General features: G+C 34.7%; 21 protein-coding genes. 4 read left to right on the top strand and 17 right to left on the bottom strand.

Translation table 11 applies throughout. From position 1 onward, the window contains the following. Window positions 1–37: 37 nt before the first annotated feature. From HT586_RS02920 to HT586_RS02875, 10 genes are read right to left on the bottom strand one after another with little or no spacing between them, the layout of a single operon-like run. On the bottom strand, window positions 38–1,693 hold the full coding sequence (locus tag HT586_RS02920; protein ID WP_203546218.1) for a glycoside hydrolase family 13 protein: 1,656 nt from the start codon (window positions 1,691–1,693) through the stop codon (window positions 38–40). A 21-nt stretch (window positions 1,694–1,714) separates the two neighbouring features. Beyond that, the gene (locus HT586_RS02915; protein ID WP_203546217.1) at window positions 1,715–2,824 is read right to left on the bottom strand and encodes an ABC transporter ATP-binding protein; all 1,110 of its coding nucleotides are present in this window, start codon (window positions 2,822–2,824) and stop codon (window positions 1,715–1,717) included. Window positions 2,825–2,834: 10 nt separating this feature from the next. Beyond that, window positions 2,835–3,803 (bottom strand): sugar phosphate isomerase/epimerase family protein, encoded by a 969-nt coding sequence (locus HT586_RS02910; RefSeq protein WP_188018318.1) that lies wholly within the window; start codon window positions 3,801–3,803, stop codon window positions 2,835–2,837. A 12-nt stretch (window positions 3,804–3,815) separates the two neighbouring features. After that, complete coding sequence (locus tag HT586_RS02905) at window positions 3,816–4,862, bottom strand: Gfo/Idh/MocA family protein (RefSeq protein ID WP_203546216.1); 1,047 nt, start codon at window positions 4,860–4,862, stop codon at window positions 3,816–3,818. Continuing rightward, window positions 4,863–5,879: a Gfo/Idh/MocA family protein gene (locus HT586_RS02900; RefSeq protein WP_203546215.1), complete on the bottom strand. Its 1,017-nt coding sequence runs from the start codon at window positions 5,877–5,879 to the stop codon at window positions 4,863–4,865. It abuts the gene before it with no gap. A 1-nt stretch (window position 5,880) separates the two neighbouring features. Next, entirely contained in the window at window positions 5,881–6,594 is a 714-nt protein-coding gene (locus HT586_RS02895; RefSeq protein WP_133353848.1) for a ThuA domain-containing protein, read from the bottom strand. Continuing rightward, entirely contained in the window at window positions 6,591–7,601 is a 1,011-nt protein-coding gene (locus tag HT586_RS02890; protein ID WP_203546214.1) for a LacI family DNA-binding transcriptional regulator, read from the bottom strand. Before HT586_RS02890 ends, HT586_RS02895 begins: the two co-directional genes overlap by 4 nt. Further along, complete coding sequence (locus HT586_RS02885; protein ID WP_203546213.1) at window positions 7,602–8,414, bottom strand: carbohydrate ABC transporter permease; 813 nt, start codon at window positions 8,412–8,414, stop codon at window positions 7,602–7,604. It lies immediately after the preceding gene. Continuing rightward, entirely contained in the window at window positions 8,414–9,280 is an 867-nt protein-coding gene (locus HT586_RS02880; RefSeq protein ID WP_188018322.1) for a carbohydrate ABC transporter permease, read from the bottom strand. Before HT586_RS02880 ends, HT586_RS02885 begins: the two co-directional genes overlap by 1 nt. Before the next feature lie 57 nt (window positions 9,281–9,337). Beyond that, window positions 9,338–10,630: an ABC transporter substrate-binding protein gene (locus tag HT586_RS02875; protein WP_096077271.1), complete on the bottom strand. Its 1,293-nt coding sequence runs from the start codon at window positions 10,628–10,630 to the stop codon at window positions 9,338–9,340. A gap of 446 nt (window positions 10,631–11,076) precedes the next feature. Between HT586_RS02875 and HT586_RS02870 the strand changes: the two genes are divergently transcribed. Further along, window positions 11,077–11,487, top strand: a complete 411-nt coding sequence (locus tag HT586_RS02870) for a DUF2188 domain-containing protein (RefSeq protein WP_203546212.1) — start codon at window positions 11,077–11,079, stop codon at window positions 11,485–11,487. Window positions 11,488–11,532: 45 nt separating this feature from the next. On the opposite strand, the gene HT586_RS02865 is transcribed toward HT586_RS02870, so the two are convergent. From HT586_RS02865 to HT586_RS02840, 6 genes are all read right to left on the bottom strand, one after another. Then, window positions 11,533–11,973 carry a hypothetical protein gene (locus HT586_RS02865; protein WP_203546211.1) on the bottom strand — a complete coding sequence of 147 codons (441 nt, stop codon included), beginning with the start codon at window positions 11,971–11,973 and terminating at the stop codon, window positions 11,533–11,535. 100 nt (window positions 11,974–12,073) lie between these two features. Next, window positions 12,074–12,586, bottom strand: a complete 513-nt coding sequence (gene isaB / locus HT586_RS02860) for an immunodominant staphylococcal antigen IsaB family protein (RefSeq protein WP_096077272.1) — start codon at window positions 12,584–12,586, stop codon at window positions 12,074–12,076. A gap of 174 nt (window positions 12,587–12,760) precedes the next feature. Continuing rightward, complete coding sequence (locus HT586_RS02855; RefSeq protein ID WP_203546210.1) at window positions 12,761–13,603, bottom strand: MurR/RpiR family transcriptional regulator; 843 nt, start codon at window positions 13,601–13,603, stop codon at window positions 12,761–12,763. A 1-nt stretch (window position 13,604) separates the two neighbouring features. Beyond that, the gene (locus HT586_RS02850; protein ID WP_203546209.1) at window positions 13,605–15,044 is read right to left on the bottom strand and encodes a PTS transporter subunit EIIC; all 1,440 of its coding nucleotides are present in this window, start codon (window positions 15,042–15,044) and stop codon (window positions 13,605–13,607) included. Window positions 15,045–15,059: 15 nt separating this feature from the next. Further along, window positions 15,060–15,944, bottom strand: a complete 885-nt coding sequence (murQ, locus tag HT586_RS02845) for an N-acetylmuramic acid 6-phosphate etherase (RefSeq protein WP_269152465.1) — start codon at window positions 15,942–15,944, stop codon at window positions 15,060–15,062. A 5-nt stretch (window positions 15,945–15,949) separates the two neighbouring features. After that, a complete protein-coding gene (locus HT586_RS02840) occupies window positions 15,950–16,978 on the bottom strand; it encodes a MupG family TIM beta-alpha barrel fold protein (RefSeq protein WP_203546207.1) in 1,029 nt (342 codons plus the stop codon). Between the two features lie 216 nt (window positions 16,979–17,194). Here HT586_RS02840 and HT586_RS02835 point away from each other — a divergent pair, with 216 nt between their 5' ends. Continuing rightward, on the top strand, window positions 17,195–18,487 hold the full coding sequence (locus HT586_RS02835) for an MFS transporter (RefSeq protein WP_203546206.1): 1,293 nt from the start codon (window positions 17,195–17,197) through the stop codon (window positions 18,485–18,487). A gap of 9 nt (window positions 18,488–18,496) precedes the next feature. Then, window positions 18,497–19,432: an ornithine cyclodeaminase family protein gene (locus HT586_RS02830; protein ID WP_203546205.1), complete on the top strand. Its 936-nt coding sequence runs from the start codon at window positions 18,497–18,499 to the stop codon at window positions 19,430–19,432. Between the two features lie 52 nt (window positions 19,433–19,484). On the opposite strand, the gene HT586_RS02825 is transcribed toward HT586_RS02830, so the two are convergent. Beyond that, window positions 19,485–20,327: an aldose epimerase family protein gene (locus tag HT586_RS02825; protein ID WP_238999341.1), complete on the bottom strand. Its 843-nt coding sequence runs from the start codon at window positions 20,325–20,327 to the stop codon at window positions 19,485–19,487. Between the two features lie 454 nt (window positions 20,328–20,781). Between HT586_RS02825 and lqo the strand changes: the two genes are divergently transcribed. Then, window positions 20,782–22,281 carry an L-lactate dehydrogenase (quinone) gene (gene lqo / locus HT586_RS02820; protein ID WP_096077290.1) on the top strand — a complete coding sequence of 500 codons (1,500 nt, stop codon included), beginning with the start codon at window positions 20,782–20,784 and terminating at the stop codon, window positions 22,279–22,281. The last annotated feature ends 6 nt before the right edge of the window (window positions 22,282–22,287 follow it).

The raw sequence follows: 22,287 nt of genomic DNA, 5'->3' as shown, positions 1-22,287 counted from the left end.
TATAGTAAAAATCCCTTGAAAACTCAAGGGATTTTCTTTATTTCACATAATATACTCTTGTTTCGAATGGTTTTAATGATAATGATGTGTCATTGTGTGCTTCAATTGCATAGTTATTTAAAACGATATCTTCTGAGTTATATTGAATATTTTCTGATTGTAATGTCACTTCCAGATCAGTTAAATTTCCGATAACATATAACTTTTCTTTATTCAATGTTCGTACATATGCAAATACATGTTCATCTTCTGCATAAACTAATTTGAAGTCACCATAAGTCACAATATCATGTGATTTTTTAAATTGAATCATTTTTTTGTAAAAGTTTAATACTGAATGCTCATTTCTTTCTTCTTCCTGCACGTTAATCATAGTATAGTTCGGATTAACTTTCATCCATGGTGTACCTTCTGTAAATCCAGCATTTTCACTATTGTCCCATTGCATCGGTGTTCTTGAATTATCTCTAGAATTGAGTTGCAGGTCGGCAATAATGTCATCTGCTTCTCTACCGGAAGCAAGATCCACATTATAGATATTTTTCGCATGTACATCATCAAACTCAGTTATATCGGTAAACGGATAATTCGTCATGCCAATTTCCTGACCCTGGTAAATAAACGGTGTACCTTGCTGAAGGAAATATACTGCACCATGAGCAGTCGCACTTTCCATACGATAGTCTTCAGAACCCCATGTAGATGGTATTCTTGGTCTATCATGATTTTCTATGAACAGCGCATTCCATCCACTGTTATGAAGTCCAACTTGCCAGTTATTCAATACATTTTTGTATTTTAAGATGTTGAGTTTCTTGTCATGAACCTCCCAAAGTTTAAGATGTTCGAACTGGAAGACCATATTAAACTTGCCATCTTCTTCTCCAACCCACTCATTTGAGTCTTCAATTGTAACACCATTTGCTTCACCAACAGTCATTATGTCGTACTTCTCAAATGTTTCTCTCTTTAATTCTTCAAGGTATGTCTGTATGCCAGGCTGATTCATATGCCTTGTAAAGGATTGAACATAATCTAATCCTTCTGGGTTTTCAATATCACCTTTATCAAATGATTTCTTAATATGACTGATAGCATCTACTCTGAACCCGTCAATTCCTTTATCCAGCCACCAGTTAATCATATTATAAATTGCATAACGCATCTCTTGATTATCCCAGTTTAAATCGGGTTGTTTTCTACTGAACGTATGGAAATAATATTGTTCAGATACCGGCTCATATTCCCATGCAGATCCTTCAAAGATACTTGCCCAGTTATTCGGTTCTTTTCCCTCTTTACTATCCTGCCAAATATACCAGTCTCTATACGCTGAGTTTTCTGATGTCTTTGCTTCTATAAACCAAGGATGCTCATCACTTGTATGATTAATGACAAGATCCATAATAAGTTTCATGCCACGTTGATGCGTTTCAAGTAATAATCGATCAAAGTCTTCCATCGTACCGAAGTCACTCATAATATTTTGATAATCACTAATATCATACCCATTATCATCGTTTGGTGAATCATAGATTGGAGATACCCAGATGACGTCTATACCTAATGCCTTTAAGTAATCTAACTTTTCAGTGATGCCATTAATATCACCAATACCATCACCATTAGAATCCTTGAAACTTCTTGGATAAACCTGATAACAAACTGCTTCTTTCCACCATTGTCTTTTCATCGCTTTCTCCTTCGTGCACTTTTACTCGTTTACATTTTTTATTCTTGCTGTTGTTTCTACATCAAAGAAATGTGCTTTGTTCATATCAAATGCTAATGTAATCTTATCTCCTGCATATAAATCATTACGCGCATCTACTTTAGAAATAAATTCCTGTCCTTCTAATTGAGAATAGATCATCACTTCAGAACCAAGTAACTCACTTACTGTCACTGTTGAATCAAATGAAGTTTTTAATGAAGCATTGATAAATAAAGTCTCATCATGAATATCTTCTGGTCTGATACCAAATTTAATATTTTTCCCCACGTATCCACGAGATTTTAAAGATTTCATAATACCACCTGGAACTTCAAATGTTTTATTGCCGATAACTACACCATTTTCAGTAAGTGTTGCATCAAAGATATTCATTGGTGGTGAGCCGATAAATTCCGCTACAAATATATTTTCTGGATGATCATATACTTCACGCGGTGTTCCAACTTGCATAATATCTCCATCTTTTAATACGACAATACGTGATGCCATCGTCAACGCTTCTGTCTGGTCATGTGTTACATAGATAGTCGTTGTCTGAATTCTTTCATGTAATTTTGAAATCTCCGCTCTCATTTGAACACGTAATTTAGCATCCAGGTTAGATAAAGGTTCATCCATTAAGAACACTTTTGCATCACGGACAATTGCACGACCTAATGCAACCCTTTGACGTTGTCCACCAGATAGTGCTTTTGGTTTACGATTTAAATATTCTGTAAGTCCTAATATTTCAGCTGCTTCATGTACACGGCGTTTAATCTCATCTTTCGGTAACTTTCTTAATTTTAAACCGAATGCCATATTATCAAATACCGTCATATGTGGATATAACGCATAATTTTGGAATACCATTGCGATATCACGATTTTTCGGTGCAACGTCATTCATTTTTACACCATCAATTGTAAATTCACCTGAAGTAATATCTTCTAAACCTGCAATCATTCTTAATGTTGTTGATTTCCCACACCCTGAAGGTCCAACGAATACGATAAATTCTTTATCCTGGATCTCAAGATTGAAATCTTTAACGACTGTATTGCCACCTGGATATGTCTTTTTAATATGTTCTAATTTAATATTTGCCATGATATCACTCCTATGCCCACCACATGTTTGCAGGCGTTTCTTTTATTAGTACTTCTTTTAAGTTCTTAACTGCTGTGCTAAACCCTTCATCGACACTCATTAATGGGTCTTCATGTTCAATGCTGACTACATAATCATAGCCATAAGTTCTTAATGCACTCATCATATTTGACCAGACGAATTTGTCATGTCCACAACCCACACTTCTAAACGTCCAGCTGCGTGTTAGAACATCTCCATACGGCTGCATATCTAACAATCCATACATATTGACATTATCCTGATCAATATATGTATCTTTAGCATGGAAATGATGAATCGCATGCTCTTTACCTAAAATTTTAATTGCTGCTACGGGATCAATACCTTGCCACCACATATGACTCGGATCTAAATTTGCACCAATATATTCATTTGTAGCTTCACGTAATTTCAGCATAGTGTATGGTGAATGCACTAAGAATCCACCATGTAACTCAATACCAATCTTTACATTATGCGCTTTTGCAAGTTCCGCTATTTCTTTCCAATATGGAATAAGTTTTTGTTCCCATTGCCATTCATAAATATCTTTATACTCGGTTGGCCATGCCACTACCGGCCAGTTTGGATATTTGCTATTATCATCTGCACCACTTGTACCACTAAAGCAGTTCACAACTTGAACATTCATCAATGATGCTAGTTTAATTGATTTTCTTAAAGCATTATCTGAATCAACGCGTTCAGCTTCATTTGGTGAAATCGGATTACCGTGACAACTAAATGCACTGATCATCAATCCTCTTTTTGAGAATTCTGCTAAATATTCTTCACGCGCACTTTCTGATTCCAGTAGTAAATCTACATCAATATGTGCACTACCAGGATTTCCTCCTGTTCCTACTTCAACCGCTTCTAAACCTGCTTTATGTGCATAATCTAACATTTCTATAAATGATAAATCATTAAATAAAGGATTGAATACGCCTAATTTCATCGTGATCTTCTCCTAACTATTTTGAATTTTTATCGCTTTGTTTTGTGCACTGCTTAAGTAAATTGCTTCAATAATTTTAGATACGTTACGTGCTTCAACAGACTTCACTTTTAATACTGAATCATGCAAGATTGTTCTAATAAAATTGCTAGCCTGTAAATACTCGACAGTATTTTTCTCCTGCACGTAATCTATCGTGGTTGTCGTCATCAAACCTTCTGAAGCTGTATTGTATTTCATATCAAATACATTAATGCCACCTTTAGTACCTGCTATACTAATGAATTCTTCATCGTGTTCAATATTTGCCGCCCAACTTGTTTCAAATAACATTGAAGCCTGATTATCAAACTTAACATATGCTGTAACATGGTCATCTACTTCAAAAGTGGATGCATCAAAATTTCCCCATTCATTAACGATGTCATGGTTGTCTTTACTTAAACGATTATATGTCATTCCATTTACTTCAATAGGTTTAACATCTCCTGCTAACCACATCGCTAAATCTAGTAGATGACAACCATAATCAATTAATGAACCGCCACCTTGTAGCTCTTTATTCGTAAACACACCCCAACCAGGTACTTTACGACGGCGCATTGCTTTTACGTTAATTACAAGAGCTTCGCCGATAACGCCTTGATCAATGATTTGTTTGGCTGCTATTGCTTCTTTCATGAAACGATAATGATATGCGATATGTAATACGCCTTCACTGCGTTCCTCTGCTTCAATCATCGCATCACACTCTTCACTTGATAATGCCATCGGTTTTTCACACATCACATGGACATCTCGATTGAGTGCCTGGATTGTATATGGTGCATGAAATTTGTTCGGAGTAGTAATGATTACTGCGTCTACTGCTTTAAGCATTTCTTCATACGTATCACAAACATATTCTATACCAAACTCAGTTGCCACAATCTTTGCTTTCTCAGCATCGATATCATAAATATGACTTACACTAACTTCCTGGAACTGCTGGAATGTAGGGATGTGTCTACCTGTTGCGATTCCTCCTGCTCCAACGATACCAATCTTTAATTGTTCCATTTAAATCTTCACCACTTTTTTCTCTTGTGCTGATTGCAAAGCTTTTACGATTACATTTAATGATGCTAATCCATCCTGCCCGTTTACTGGTACAGGTTGACCACCTTGAATCGCTTCTATAAATCGCTCTATCGTACCTGTTGACGTTTGTGCGTCATTTGCTTGTATCTTGCCTAATTTATATGCTTCTTTATTGCCTTCTTCATCAATAAAGATATAGTTAAATTCAGAATCTGTGTTAAGCTTTAATATGCCTTTTTCACCATAAATAATTGTACTGTTATCTTCCTGACCCTTGTATACCCATGCAGCACTCATTGTTCCAATAGCACCACTTTTAGTTTTCAGAATAAAGACTGCATTATCATCAACAGTACCTTCTTTTTCACTTGTTTCGATCATCGCACCAACTTCTGTGAACGTTTCATTCAATAAGTAATGCATTAAGTCAATTTTATGAACACCTAAATCCCCCATAGCACCAATAAAAGCGCGTCTTTTGTCAAAGAACCAGCTATTAGCACCGTCCACACTCCATGACTCTGGACCAGCATGGCCAAAGGTTGTTTTGAATGAATAAATTTTACCTAGCTTACCCTGTGAAAGTTTTTCACGAGCTAGTTCATGTGCTTCTGTAAATCGTTGATTTTGAGCAATCATTAATTGTTTTCCTGAGTTGGTTGCTGCTTCAATCATACGTTTTGCATCTTCAATCGTTGTTGCCATCGGTTTTTCACACAGGACATGCTTTCCTGCTGTTAAAGCTTCTATCGCAATCTCAGCATGTAAATAGTTTGGTGTACAAATACTAACTGCATCAATAGAATCATCTTGTAGTAATGCTTTATAGTTATCGTAACTTTTGCCACCAAATTGTTCTGCATATTCAGAAGCACGCTCCTGTACAATATCACAATATGCAACAATATTTACATCTTCCAAAAGCTGATATTCAGGGATATGTCTATGTGTAGCAATGCTACCTACTCCAATAATACCTACATTTAATTGTGCCATATTATTCACCTTTCTGTATCGATTCTATCGGTTGATGATTACCATACGTTGGATATGTTGATTGCGTTGGTTTCACCCAATTCACTGCATTTTTAATGACTTTTTGAACATATTCGTTATGGTATGTCGGATACGTTTCATGACCAGGTCGGAAGTAGAATATCTTGCCGTTGCCACGTGTAAAAGTAGCACCACTTCTAAATACTTCTCCACCTTCAAACCAACTTAAGAATAATAATTCATCTGGTGCTGGAATATCAAAATGTTCACCGTACATCTCTTCTTCTTCAAGTTCAAAGTATTCTGGCAGACCTTCGGCGATAGGATGTGCAGGGTTGATTACCCAGATTCTTTCTTTTTCTCCTGCTTCTCTCCACTTTAAATCACAGCCTGTACCCATGAGTTTCTTAAATACTTTTGAGAAATGCGCACTATGCAAGGCGATAAACCCCATACCTTCTAATATTCTTTGATGCACTTTCTCAACAATTTCATCACTGACTTCATCATGTGCTTTATGTCCCCACCAAATTAATACATCTGTTCGATTTAAGACTTCTTCTGTTAAACCATGTTCAGGCATATCAAGTGTTGTTGTCGTTACATCACCTTCCAGAAAGTCTGCAATAACTTTATGAATGCCTTCTGGATAATGAAGTCTCACTTTTTCTGATTCTTTTTCGTGTCTATATTCATTCCATACTGTAATATTCATATTCTCGCTCCAATCATTTGTGTTGAGTTTCTTTCAATTATTGTTGTAGGAATTATCACGTTATATATTGGAAATGCTTTATCTGATAATAGTTCAATTAAATTCGTTGCTGCTATTTTGCCTAGTGATTCTGGATAAATATTGACGACAGTTTGTGATGGACATGCAGTTTCACTTAGAAATGAGTCATTAAATGTTGCGGTCTGTATTGTTTCAGGCACATTAATCTTCTTCTGATAAAGTATATTTAATACTAACAAGTTCATCATACTGTCTGATGTAATCAAACCACTAAATCTTTCAATATTAATTTCTTTAAATATGGATTGAGCTTCTTTTAATTCAAGCGTGCCTTCTAATACTTCATAATCAATACCGTGTTTTCTGCAAACATTGATGAATCCCAATTCTCTATCTTTACTTACTTCATAATCACCTTGTTCACGAATAAATAATAGGTTTTTGTGACCAAGATCTACCATATATTCAGTTAACTGTTCGCTTGCCTTTACGTTATTATTATCGATATACATAACTGGATAATTGTCATCAAGTGCTTTACCGATCACCACAAACGGAAAAGATTTCGCCTTCAGATAATCTGTTACCTTGTCTTGTTTTGAGTATAGTAAAATAACACCGTCAATCATACGACTATCTATATAATTCTTAACTTCTTTAAATAGTGCTTGTTCATCGATACTTGTTGTCGTAATCGTTGAATATCCATTCTCTTTACAGACCTTTGAAACACTGATTAATACGTCAGTGAAAAAGGGGTTCTGTCTCATTTCAATCGAAGCAGTCTTTAACACGAGTAATATTGTTTTCGTTTGTTTCGTTACAAGATAACGTGCAGATAAATTGGGTGTATAACCTATTTCGTCCATCACTTTCTGTACTTTCTTCTTCGTTTCACTACTGATACCGCTATGGTTACTAATCACACGCGATACAGTTGAAGGTGATACACTCGCTCTTTTAGCTACATCCTTGATTGTTACCAACTATTTCACAGCCCCATCCGATACACCTTTAATAATGTGTTTTTGTGCAAAGAAGTAACCAATAACAACCGGTATAATAGATAATGTTAATCCTGCTAAAGCTAAGTGCCACTGTTTCGTATACTGTCCAAAGAAGAAGAATAATTTAAGTGGAATCGTTTCCTGACCAGCACCTAATACTAAACTTGGTAATAGGTAGTCATTCCAGATCCAAATAATATTTAAAATACCTACTGTAACTGAAATTGGTTTTAACATCGGGAAGATGATATACCAGAAAATCTGCCATTTACTTGCACCATCAATCATAGCTGCTTCATCTAGTGATTTCGGGATACTTTGTAATGCCCCGTGATATAAGAAAATAGATAAACTTGCACCGAAACCTAAGTACATAAATATTAATCCACTGATATTTAAACTTTGTAAATCACCGAATATCTTAACAAGTGGAATCATTACTGATTGGAAAGGTATCAGCATCGCTGCAACAAATAAGAAGAATATGATGCCTGAAACCTTACTTTTATTACGATTTAAAGCATATGCTGCCATACTTGAGAAAATGATAATTAATGTCACTGCTATCACTGAAACAAGCACTGAATTAAAGAATGTACGTAAAAACGATAACTGTTCAAAAGCATCTTTAAAATTCTGGAAAGTAACGTTTGCCGGAAGCTTTAAAGTATTATCAAAAATTTCTAACTTTGTCTTAAAAGCATTTACTATCATCAGGTAAAATGGTGATAACCAAATTAATCCTAAAATAATTGCTAATATTTCGAGTCCCCATCTTCTGACTTTAGCCATTACATTTCCACCTCACGTTTCTTGTTATAGTATACTTGCGTTAAACTAATCACTGTTACGATAAGGAAGAATACAACCGCTTTCGCTTGTGCTTCACCCATGTGATTCATCTTAAATGCTGTATCTACAATATCCATCGCCAACATTTTCGTTGAGTTACCTGGACCACCATTTGTTAAAGATAAGTTCTGATCATAAATTTTAAATGCACCTGATAACGTTAAGAACATACACACTGTAAATGCAGGTGCTACCATTGGGAAGGTAATGTTTTTGAAACGTTGCCAAGCATTCGCACCATCAATTTCTGCCGCTTCCAGTAAATCATCTGGTACATTTTCTAAATATGCGATGTAGATAATCATAATGTACCCTGCCATTTGCCATGTTGAAAGGATGACCATCCCCCAGAAACCTGTATTCGTATCACTTAACCAACCTTGCAACGCAGTAGAACCGATTGCTTCACCGATCATTGCAAATACTTTCGTAAAGATAAACTGCCAGATAAATCCTAGAATTAATCCACCGATTAAGTTGGGCATGAAAAATACTGTTCTTAGTAAATTCTTTGATTTAATCTTACTTGTTACAATTAACGCTAAACTTAAACCGATAAAGTTAATAACGAAAATCGCTGCAATCGAATATTTAAATGTAAACATCAATGCATTGATAAATGTATCGTCCTTCAATAAATCTACATAGTTCTGAAACCCAACAAATCCAGGTGTTTGACTAATGTCTCCATTCCAATTGGTAAATGAATAGTAAATACCATAAATAAACGGAATAATAATTACCATAAATAAAGCTACTAAAACCGGTAATAAAAATAACCAGAAAGCTAAACTTTTCGTCTTCATATGCTCACTCCTTTGTTTAAAAAAGGGAGAACCACCGAAGCGTTCTCCCTTAAGTTTTTATTTACGTGCTTTTGCCCAAGCATCTTGTGATTTTTTAATTGCTTCATCAAATGTTAATTTACCAGTTAAATAATCTTGTAAATAAGCACCTAAAGCGTCATCAGTGTATCCAGTTGGATAACCTTTAAATACCCAGGCAGAAGTTTTACCTTCTTGTGAATATTTGTAGATTTCTTTTGATAATGGATCAGCAATCTTATCAGTATCATAGTCTTTATAAGCAGGAATAAATTTGAAATCTTCTACAACGATTTTCTTACCTTCTTCAGAAGTATATAACCAGTCTAAGAAATCTTTTGCTGCTTTTTGAACTTTTTCATCTGATTTTTTGTTAACTGCCCAGTTGTTTGCAACCCCTACTGGCATTGTAACTTCTTTATCACCAGTTGGAACTGCGATTAAACCAATATTTTTCGCAAGTTCTGGGTTTACACCTTCAACTGTAGGATAAGCCCAGTTACCTTGTTGAATCATTGCAACTTTACCAGTTGAGAATAATTCTTCAACTTGTTGAGAGTAATCTAAAGATGCAACAGGTTGTTTTGAATATTTGTTTTGAATATCTAAGTATTGTTTTAATTGATCAGCTTTAGAGAATGTTAACGTTTTTGCTTCAGAAGCTTTTTTAATATCATTATCAAAGTCAGTTGCTAAGAACATGCTTGAAGCATGGTCACTTAACACCCATTTCTCTTTTGCAGGTAAAGCGAATACGCCAGAAAGTTTTAGCTCTGATTTTTTAGCATCGATTTTTTCCGCAACTTTTTCTAGATCATCTAAAGTTTTAATATCTTCAGCTTTAACACCAGCTTTTTCGAAGATTTCTTTATTGTAGATTAAACCATAGCCTTCCTGATTCATTGGGATACCGTAAGATTTGCCATCTTTTTGAACAGGTGCTAATAAATCTTCGTTAATTACTGCTTTAGTAGCTTTCATATCTGATAAATCAGCTAAACGATTTTTGTGAACTTCTAAATCTTCAGGACCACCGATATTGAAAATATCTGGTTCATTTTTTGAAGCGATTTTTGCTTTTAAAGCTTGACCGTAGTCGTTACCACCACCAACAGTGTCGATATTGATTTGAACATCAGGATGTTTAGCCATGTATTTTTTGGCCATATCTTCAAACTGTTGTTTGAATTCTACTTTGAACTGGAATACATTTACTGTTGTTTTGTCTCCATCTTTTGCAGTACCCCCGCCTGAGCCTGAGTTACCACAAGCCGCTAATACAAGTGTTAATACGATTAATGCTACCCACGATAAATACGCCTTTTTCTTCATTGTCAATCTCCTTTTGTTTAGTTTTTAGGAAAACGTTTTCATTTAATACATCTAAAGATTATCACATTATTATTGTCAGTGCAATATGTTTTTGCAAACGATTGCATAACTTTTTAAAAAGCTCTTGTGAATTTTGGAACTGACCCCATTTAGTGATACAAAATAAAAAAGCACTCTTGTTGAATTCATATTAAAATGAATTTGATAGGAGTGTTTTTATTTCCTGAGTAATAAATATTTACTGTATTCACATTATCATTCCTTTTTTAAATTTTTCAGATATTAAACCTCATCCTAAAAATAATAGAACTACATTCTGTCATGAGGATCATCATAAATAATATATATCTATATTTGTTAGTAAAATAAGTTTTTTAATATAAAATGCTTAAGAAATTTGTTACAGGTTATATATAAAATGAATATAATTTTTGGGAGGTTTCGATATGTGGACAATGAAAGATTATCCTAACAGCTGGAAGAACTTTGATGAACTCGAGCGTAAGAAAGCCATTGATATCGGTAACGCAATGTTGAAACAAGGTTACAAAGAGGAAGATTTGATCCCTATCGCCACGAAACAAGCTCAAGACTGGTATAAAGATGCGACAAAAGATGAACTGGATGAATTAAAGAATAAAAAGATTACACAGCATAAGAAAGACGATTCAGTGAATGTTGATTTAATGAATAATGACGTCGAAGTGTATTACGAAGATGAATCATGGAAAGTGAAAACAAAAGGTTCTAAACGTGCATCTCAAACGTTCGATACGAAAAAAGAAGCAGTTGCCCGTGCAAAAGAAATTGCTGAGAATAAAGGTAGTAAAGTGATTGGGCATAAGAAAAATGAATAAAAAATAGAACTGCGTTACTTACACTTTTCGTAAGTAACGCAGTTTTCATTTATAAAAATAATACCCATGCCATCTTTTCTTCACATGAACACCTTTTTCTCGAAGGAATTTTATCTTCTCTTTTCCTTCTACTTCACGTTCCATTTTGAAATCATTAATGATTCTAATCATCTGTCCGTTCTCATAATCGGTTAAAGCTGGATGATCGCGATGCCATTTCACATATTTTCTACGGTATGGATCTCGCTTCGTGACTGGATAGTTCAGATCACGTAATGTGTTCACAAATAAACGATTATTCTTAGAAGAGATTTCATGTATCACCTGATTATTGTTCCCGATAAAATAAGTCATAAAATATGTGTTACGGATATACTGAATATCTTCTTTTCTTATATATATTCTTTGTTCATGAAATAAGTTGTTTTTAATCAGTAAACAGTCTGGATAAATGAATACATGTGATTTTTTTACAATTGATCTCATCAGTTCCTATTAACTTAATTTTATAATATGCGAGTGAAAAATGTAATTTTTTTTAAAGATAGAAAAAAATAGCTCAGAATTATCTGAGCTAAGTACTATCTTATTGAGGTATAACACCGATTTCCATAGATGTTATATATCCTTTACTATTAAATGATGCTAAATAATTTGCCTTGTTCGTTTTATATTTTACATAACCACTCTTGTCTTGATTTGCATACTTCCTTACAATCTTATTTGCTTTATGGGCTTTTAAAAATGTTGATTTTTTTACTGTACCTGGTTTAATATCAAATCTCATATGTCCTACTCTATGCTTACGATCCTCTAAGAACACTACATCATACTTCTTGAACGTTGTGCCACCTAAACCAACTTTTGCTTTTGGATTGATTTTATAACCATTCATTTTCACATTATCGTACTTCAATGCTTTTACGAAGTATTGATTAAGTACAAACTTACTATTATTGTACACATAACCATTGTAAGTATAATGTGGCTTTACGTACTTTTCATTCGTTGTTGCCGCTTCAGCATGTGAGAAAATTGCACCTACACCTAACAACGTTGACAGAAATAGAATTCCTACTGAGTTTCCAAACTTCTTCATCATAATCACCCCTGATTCATTTGATATCATTTGGCTGAGTTTTGAAATGAGTAAAATTACTCTTTGTTAATTTTAACATTTTAGTAATTTAAACTCCAGTAATAATCAACTGTCTTCCGAAAAATCATTTAGTGTTAAATTAAAAAAGCCTGGAAATCCAGGCTATAAATATCTTCAAGATTTATATTTAATCACTGCTTCTTTTGTATCATTGATCATCTTCATGTTTGTCTCATAATGGCGCACTAAATAAGTATAGAAGATCACATCAATTGTAAATAACTGAGACATTAATGAGCTCGTTGCGGCATATCTTAAACTTTTTTCTGTACTTGCATCATGTAAAACCATAATATCACTATAGTCTTTTAACGCACTTTCAACATTACTTGTTATTATCGCAGTCTTAGCATTATAATGTTTACTCATCTTAAGCAACTTCTGTATTTCATCACTTTGACCGCCACTTGAAATACCGATGAATAACGTATTATCTTTGTGTGTAGCAATGTTACCTGAAATTAAATGAGTATCTAATATACATTGCACATTAATACCTAGTCTCAAAAATTTCTGATAGAAATCCTGAGCGACTAAATAAGAAGCACCTATGCCATATACTATGATACATTTGGATTCTTCAATCGCTGATACTAAACTTTCAATTTCTGCTTCAACAAGTAATTTTGATGTCATCTCCATCGAATACTGTGCTCTTGATATCAATTTATTCTTCAAGGTTTCAATTGTCTCATCTTTTTCAATTTTCTTAAATACACTGATATCTTCATCAGGAATATGTCTTGAAATATTTACTTTAAACTCATTAAATCCTTTGTAGTGCATCTTCTTTACAAAGCGAATCACTGTTGCAGAACTCGTATTTGTTTTATCCCCAATCTGTTTCGCATTCAATTGGACTGCTTCAACTGGGTTATTAACTACATAATTTGCTACACGTTGTTCCTGTTTCGTTAATTGTTCCATATGTTCTTTAATATACATTAAGGGGTTCATATTATACCTCGTCTATTGATTGTGGTGCAGTCATTTCTTTAGTAGTACCAAAGAAATAAGTTGCAAGAAATCCTCCTGCATAAGCTGAAAGTAAGCCTGCAATATATCCTAAGTACATATTATCAGAAATGAGTGGAATTAAGCTTACCCCACTTGGTCCAATGGCAACTGATCCTACTTTACCGATACCTCCAACGACAGCACCACCGATACCTCCTCCAATACAAGCAGTAATAAATGGTCTACCGAGAGGTAAAGTTACCCCATAGATCAAAGGTTCTCCAATACCAAGAATCCCTACAGGTAAAGCTCCTTTAATTAAGTTAGTAATCTTAGCATTCTTTCTGCATTTAACCCATAAAGCAATTGCTGCACCAACTTGGCCAGCACCTGCCATTGCAAGAATAGGTAATAAATATGTTGCACCTGACTGATTGATCATTTCAATATGAATCGGTGTTAATACTTGGTGTAAACCAAACATTACTAATGGTAAGAAAGTTGCACCGAGTATAAATCCACTGAATGCACCACCAATATTTAATACCCAGTTAATAGCACCTACTAGTCCGTTTGAAACAAATCCAGCTAGTGGCATAATGATGAAGATTGTCGCAAGTCCCATAATAAGTAATGTAATAAATGGTGTGACAATAATATCAACTGCATTGGGTACAATTTTATGCAACTTTTTCTCAATCATTGATAAGATCCAGACTGCAAAGATTACACCGATAATCCCACCTTGACCTGCAGCAAGTGGTTGACCTGTAAAGACATTATGAATTGGTGCTTCTGGATTCATACCCATTAAGAGTGTGGTACCACCAATAACGCCACCTAAGCCTGGTGTTGCTCCAAATTCTTTCGCTGCATTAATACCAACATATACGGTTAAATAAGCAAATAAGCCGTTCTTAATAACATTTAATACGTCAACATACATTTGCCAAGTATCTGCATCTAGTTTTCCACCCACAATTAAGTTAGAGAGTACAGCTGCGATACCACCAATTAAACCTGCTCCTACGAATGCAGGTATTAAAGGGACAAAGATATTGGCAATACTTCTTAAAATACGCTTTAATTTACTGTCATTCTTTCGATTAAGATTACTTTTAAACAAATCTGCTTCGCGTTCAACACGTTCTTTATTACTTAAATTGCTATGTTTAATTTCTTCACCTAAAGGAACACCAATAATGCTACTCATTTCATTTGCAACTTTGTTAACAGTACCTGGTCCTACAACAACTTGAAGCATATCATCTTCAACAATCCCCATAACACCATCAATGGCTTTCAATCCATCAATATCAACTTTGTTATAATCCACAATGCTCATACGAACACGCGTCATACAATGAATCACTTTCTCTAGGTTGTCTTTCCCTCCAACTTTTTCAAGTATCTCTTCAGCAATTCTACGTTCCTTTGTCATTAATATCCTCCCTTTCTACTGCGCTCGAATAAAGCCGTCATTGTTTTTTAAATATTCAATTGCACTTTCTTTATCAAAATTATGTAACCCCATTACAATAGCAATCTTCACCTGATGCCCACTTTCTTCAAACAATTCTTTTGACTGATTTTTATCTAAAGCCGTCACTTCGGAAATAATACCGATACTTCTTTCTACAAGTTTCTCATTCGTTGGTTGTACATCAATCATTAGATTCTGGTACACTTTTCCGATTCCAACCATAATACCAGTTGAAATCATATTTAATATTAACTTCTGTGCCGTACCTGATTTTAGACGTGTAGAACCTGTTAATATTTCAGGTCCAACCGCAACATCTATACCATGTCGCGCAATTTTTCCGATGTCAGAACCAGGATTACAGGATATTGCACCTGTGAGCGCACCCACTTCGTTTGCATACTTTAATCCACCGATAACATAAGGTGTTCTTCCACTTGCTGCAATACCGATAACAATATCTTTACCTGTAATATTTAAGTGTATTAAATCATCTTTCCCTAGCTGTTCGTCATCTTCTGCACCTTCAACAGCCTTAATCATCGCCTTTTCTCCACCTGCAATTAAACCGATTACCCGCTCCGGTGTAGTGCCGAAAGTAGGCACACATTCTGCAGCATCTAATACACCTAATCTGCCACTTGTACCTGCTCCCATATAAATAAGTCGACCACCATTTTTAAATAACGGAATACATGCAGTAATTAAATCAGCAATTTTTTCTTTTTCTTTTTCGATGGCTATCGCTACTTTTTGGTCTTCCTGGTTCATCACTGTAACAAATTCAATGGGTGATAAACGATCTAACGCCATTGTATTAACATTTCTTTGTTCAGTTGCTAAGTGTTTCAAATCCACATTACTCACTCCTTTACAAATTTAAATTTAGTACCACTACCGATTAATTCAATCAATGGTAAATCTTCTTCAATAATTGAACCAATAACATTCACAGCTTTATTTTCCGGTAAATCTTTTTTAGTAATTTGAAGTTCATTCATGTATCTACCGTACAACTGGTTATCGACTGTAATAGCGCCAGTCGGGCGTGAAATACAATTGTAAGGAATAACCTCATCATGATAATTTTTACGATGGCATTCAGAACGTATAACATCACGTGCTATATCTCGACGATTATTTTGTACAACATCATATAAATAATGATATTTATCAATCAGCTCAGCTCTTAGTAACACGCAATCCTTACTGAGCCAGTCACCAAATTGATTTACTATCATTTCAGAAATACACAAGTCCCCCACAACAACCAAATCAACTTGCGCTTCCAGTAATGATTTATAAGCTATTAAAGGATGTAAGGCTCTATGATCTTCAAGCGTAGGTAATCCATTATAAACTGGACCTCGTAATTCAGTTCCACAAATAAATGCCATGATTTGAACTTCAGGAAACCTATTTTTTAGTGCAGCGTTCTGTTCAGAAAAATAAACTGAATCTAAACCAGTTTCAGGTCGAGGATAGTAATTATGCATTACTACAACATTCGTACAATCAAAATTGCGTTCTGACAAAGTACTTAAAATATTTAATCCATCCGTACTTGCATTCAATACCACTTTAGAATGACTTCCCCAGTTCATGATGCGTGTAATATCAACTGATTCATCAAAACGAATTGCATCCAATCCAGACCATATATCAAAGCCTATTTCCGCCTCTAAATAATCAAATAAACCAGGATTGATATCTACAATTATCGTTACATCTTGGCCAACTAATTGTTTAAGTTCCCTGAGCTTAGCAAACTTGTCCAAATGAACTTCTTCTGGTATTTGTAATGATGTAAAAATTGTATTGAACCCTCTATTTATCATTTGATGCACATATGCTTCATTAATTTGACTTAAATATACAGAGAAACCAAGCATTACTTACACCTCCTCCTGTAATCGCTTTCATTATATCATCTATTGAAATATAAATTCAATATAATATTATAAACAAATATTTTTTGTATTAATATTTCAAAGTAATATGTGTAAATTTCCAAATAATTCTTAAAAATTTAATTGACAGAATATTCTTTTAATAATAAGATGATTTAAGTACTGTTTAATTTCATACTGAACAAAGGGGAGAAATGTATGGAGAAAAAATTAGAAAAGAAAGTTTTAGGGGCAAGTTTAATCGGATCTTCTATCGAATGGTTTGATTTCTTCTTATACGCCTCTGTCGCGAGTCTTATATTTAGTAAGCAGTTTTTCGTAACAGATGATCCAACGGTTTCAAATTTAATTGCATATTTCGGTTTAGCGTTATCATTCTTTATTCGACCGTTCGGTGGTATCTTCTTCGCTCATATCGGGGATAAGATGGGACGTAAGAAGACACTGGTCATGACACTTTTATTAATGGGGTTAGCAACAGTGGCTATCGGTTTCATTCCAAACTATGAAACAATCGGCATCGCTGCACCGATCCTTCTTTTACTTTGTCGTTTAATTCAAGGTTTAGGTATCGGCGGAGAATGGGGAGGCGCATTATTACTGGCAACAGAATATGCGCCTGCTGAAAAGCGTGGTTACTTCGGTAGTGTGCCGCAAATGGGTGTAACAATCGGGATGGTATTAGGCTCACTTGCATTCTACGTAATGACAGCAGTAACTACTGAAGAACAGTTCAATTCATTTGGATGGCGTATTCCGTTTATCTTAAGTGGTGTATTAGTATTCTTCGGTTTATGGATTCGTAAAGGTTTAGATGAAACACCTGACTTTAAAGAAGTTCAGGAAAGCGGGAAAGCACCAAAAGTACCTTTATTCCATACTTTGAAATATCACTGGAAAGAAGTATTGATTACAAGCGGTGCGAAATTTGTTGAAACAGCACCTTTCTATATCTTCGGAACATTTATTGTAGGATATGCTACTGATAAACTTGGTTTAAAGTTTGAAAATATTATGCTGATTGTTATGGCATCAGCAGTATTAACGACAATGCTTATCCCATTATACGGGAAACTGAGTGACAGAGTTGGACGTAAGAAACTTTATTTAATCGGCGCATTCGCGATGTTTCTATATATATTTCCATACTTCTGGTTATTAGAACAAAAATCAACTTTAGCTGTGTTTATCGCGACCGTCATCGGATTAAGTATTATCTGGTCACCGATTACAGCGGTACTTGGTACAATGTTCTCAGAAGTCTTTAGTAAAGAAGTACGTTATACTGGCGTTACGTTAGGTTATCAAATTGGTGCTGCACTAGCCGGTGGAACTGCACCGATGATTGCGGAATACTTGATGGGTAAATTTAATGGCTCATATGTGCCAGTTGCCATCTACATCATGATCATTGCAGTCATATCTATTATTTCAGTATTATCAATTAAGAATAAGAAAGCTGAAGATTTAGTGCACACCTCAATCAATTAGGAGGAAGTTATGCAATTCTATAGTGATGAAGCAATTGAAGAAGTCTACAAGATGCGTCATGCCATCGAGGATGTGAAATCAATCCTCAATGATTTAAATGATGATAAAATAATCATGAAAGAACGAACTGTACTTGAAGTACCAGGTACACACAATACAATGCTGTATATGCCTTGTATCAATACAAAAAGTAACTACTCTATTCTCAAGACGATTTCGATATTTCCGGAAAATACATCCAAGCCGGTATCGCAAGGTGTTACACTGCTTAGTGATTTAACAGACGGAACGCATATCGCTAATCTTGAAAGTAGCTACTTAACACGCCTCAGAACAGGTGCGATGAGTGCCATTGCTACGGATAAGTTAGCTAAGCAAGATGCTGAAGTGCTATGCGTTATTGGAACTGGCGGAATGGCTTTCGAACAAGTATTAGGTGTTATTGAAGTAAGAAATATAAAGACGATCAATCTTTATAACAGAACTTATGAGAAAGCTAAAGACTTTAAACAACGACTCGAAGACTTTGGTGTTACGAGTGACATTCAAGTGTTTGATAGTGTTTCAGAAGCTGTTAAAAATGCCGATATTATTAACTGTGCAACACGCTCAGAGAAAAGTGTCTTTGACCATAAAGACCTTCAGGCTCATACCCATATTAATGGTGTCGGATCTTACTTACCTGAAATGCGAGAAATCGATACAGCTTCAATCAAGCACGCTGACACAATCGTCTTAGATGATCTACACGGTGCAATGCATGAAGCAGGAGAATTTATACAGGCTGAAAAAGACGGACACTTTGATTTCAATCAGGCAACGTTATTAAAAGATGTAACAGATAAGACAGCATCAGAAGGCATCACCATCTTCAAATCAGTCGGCGCCGCATATTATGACCTGGCAGTAACAGCCGGGGCGTATGACGTGTTGAAAAAGTCATAAAAAAGTGAGTAATCCGATGATGGATTGCTCACTTTTTTGTTTCTTTCATTTATTAAAATCCTGAAAATCTATAAATCGTTTTATATTCTTTCTCACCATCAATTAACGGTGGATGATTTGAATTTATACTATTCGGTTCAAATTGAGTTTCTAAACACACACCAGCATGTTTGTTATAAACCGTCCCCTTTTTACCATATACATTATCCAAACCATTTCCGGTATAAAGCTGAATACATGGACTATTCGTATAAACATCCATTTGTATTCCAGTAACATCCCCTATAAGCATTGCTGCTTTCTGATGAATGTCATTACTATTTAAGATAAAATTATCATCATATTCAACCGTCTTATCTTCTGAGATCTTTCTCAATTCTGTAAAGTCCATATTCGTATCCGTCGCTTCTATTTGTTTACCCGTAGGAATACTCTCATCATTTAATTCACTATATTTATCACTATTCAACCATAGATTGTGATCTAATACGTCACCTGAATGATGCCCATTTAAATTGAAATAACTATGATTCGTTGGATTAAACACAGTTAAACTGTCACTTTGACCTTTGTAAGTCACTTCTAAGGCATTATCATCAGTAAGTGCGTATGTTACTTCCATCTTTAATTCCCCGGGAAATCCCTGATCTAAGTGCGGACTGAGTAATGAGAAAGTGATGCTATGTTCATTATGAGATACAACATCCCATTTTCTAGTATGAAATCCACTTGAACCACTATGCAGGTTATGATTTTCTTCATTAGATTCAACATGAAATTGTGTACCTTCTATGTTAAAAATACTATCCTCTATTCTATTAGCATTTCTACCAATAACTGCACCAAAATAAGTTGAATCGTTTTCGAGGTAGTCCTGTTCATTATCAAACCCCAGGACAATATCAATTTCCTAATCATTATGAGGAACCATGATTCTTTTAATGATTGCACCGAGATTAGTTAATTCAATGGTTATATCGTTATTTGTAATCTTATAAGTTTTAAATTCCTGTTGTTTATTCAATATATTCACACCTTAATTAAGAGATTTTGTATTGTTTGTAACAAGTGCCTGTTCTATTTCTTCTAATGTATACCCTCTTGTCTCAAATACAAAATATTTTACAAATAAAGCTGCGATAATACCCGCCACCTTGGTCTCCAAGTGTTACGATAGGTCACTATCTCGTTAAAATTTTTATCGTTACTACTCACAAGGTATCTACACTACAATCATTAAGTACTAAATTTATAAAATAAAATTTAGTACTTTATTTCAAGCTAAGTATTTTAATTTTCAAAATGATTGTACTACAATAACATTTATATGTAATAGGAAGGAGATATTTATGAATAAACAAGAGTCAAAAACAGTTGTTGTTATTGGCGCTGGGGTTTTAAGTACAACGTTTAGTTCTATGCTTAAAGAATTAGAACCAAGTTGGAATATAAAACTTTATGAACGTTTAGACCGCCCTGGTCTCGAAAGTTCAAATGAGCGTCATAACGCAGGAACAGGTCACGCTGCCCTATGTGAATTGAACTATACAGTGAAACAACCTGATGGATCAATCGACATTGAAACAGCAAAAGAAATTAATGAACAGTTTGAAATTTCAAAACAGTTTTGGGGACATTTAGTTAAAAGTAAAAATATTTCAGACCCTAAAGACTTCATTCAACCATTACCTCACATCAGTTTTGTTAGAGGTAAAAATAACGTCCAATTCTTAAAAGATCGTTATCATGTGATGAAAGAATCTCCAATGTTCGATAATATCGAATTTACAGAAGATATCGAAGAAATGAGAAAATGGATTCCATTAATGATGCAAGGTCACAGTCCAAGTGATATTATGGCCGCTAGTAAAATCAATGAAGGTACGGATGTGAACTTTGGAGAGCTAACACGTAAAATGGCTCAAAATATTGAAGAGCACCCAAATGCTGATGTTCAGTACAATCACGAAGTTATCGATTTTAATCAAAGACAAGATGGCAAATGGGAAGTAAAAGTACGTCAACTTAATAGTGGTGGCGTTCAAACTGAAATTGCTGATTATGTATTTATCGGTGCTGGTGGCGGTGCAATCCCACTTTTACAAAAAACAGGTATTCCTGAAAGTAAAAATCTAGGCGGCTTCCCGATTACAGGTCAATTCTTAATTTGTACTAATCCAGACATCATCGCGCAACATGACGCGAAAGTCTATGGTAAAGAGCCGCATGGGACACCACCAATGACTGTACCACACTTAGATACACGTTATATTGATGGTGAACGTACATTACTATTCGGTCCATTCGCAAGTATTGGCCCTAAATTCTTAAAAAATGGTTCTAATTTAGATTTATTTAAATCTGTTAAACCATATAATATTGCAACATTATTATCTTCTGCAGTTAAGAATTTACCTTTAATCAAGTATTCTATCGACCAAATCTTAATGACTAAAGAAGGTTGTATGAACCATTTACGTACATTCTACCCAGAAGCACGTGATGAAGATTGGGAATTATATACGGCAGGTAAACGTGTACAGGTCATTAAAGACACACCTGAATATGGTAAAGGATTTATTCAATTCGGTACAGAAGTTGTTAACTCTAAAGATCATACAGTGATTGCACTATTAGGAGAATCTCCAGGAGCATCAACTTCAGTTTCAGTCGCATTAGAAGTGCTTGAGAAAAACTTCCCTGAATATGAATCTGAATGGACTCCTAAAATTAAAGAAATGATACCATCATATGGTCAATCACTTATTGATGACACAGAATTGATGAAAAAAATTCGTCAACAAACATCAAAAGATTTAGAACTGAATTATTACCAAAATAATAAATAGCTAAAT

This window comes from Macrococcoides bohemicum (assembly GCF_016865215.1).
Classification (GTDB): Bacteria; Bacillota; Bacilli; order Staphylococcales; family Staphylococcaceae; genus Macrococcoides; species Macrococcoides bohemicum.
This window is presented reverse-complemented; position numbering and strand designations above follow the sequence as displayed.